The sequence below is a fragment of the Microbulbifer mangrovi genome (genome assembly GCF_002009015.1).
Lineage (GTDB): Bacteria > Pseudomonadota > Gammaproteobacteria > Pseudomonadales > Cellvibrionaceae > Microbulbifer > Microbulbifer mangrovi.
In genome coordinates, this window is sequence record NZ_LZDE01000031.1 from 1 (window position 1) to 388 (window position 388).

Sequence of the window (388 nt, forward strand, 5' to 3'; positions counted from 1 at the left end):
GAGCATTCTGCTTGCGTTTGTTAAGTGTTGACTTCCAGGAACCTGCCCCAATGGTTGATGAGAAGATACCCACAACTGAAGGATATGGCATGAAAAAACACTTAGAGAAAATAGCAAATAGTATACCGCCAGCAGTTTGGTTCATTTTTTCTTTCGTATCTGGATCTATGGCGGTTTTAACCGCCTGCCTCGCCTACGAGATTGGTGGCGCCCAATTTGCCGCCGCATTTAGCTTTATTACTGGCGGATTTAAAGACATGCAGGCACTCTTTGTAGCGATATACGGGACTATTTTTAGCTCCACACTGTTCTTCGGTATCTCATCCTACAAGCTATTCAAGCGCTCACTCGAGGCAAAAAACATTTAACGCCGCCGGCAGGGGCAGCT

Annotated in this window: 1 protein-coding gene; it reads left to right on the top strand. The window is 46.1% G+C overall.

The genetic code is table 11. The features are described 5' to 3' along the window. A partial coding sequence (locus B4U49_RS00140; protein ID WP_204902942.1) for a hypothetical protein occupies positions 1–368 on the top strand: 368 nt, incomplete at its 5' end. Between the last annotated feature and the right edge of the window lie 20 nt (positions 369–388).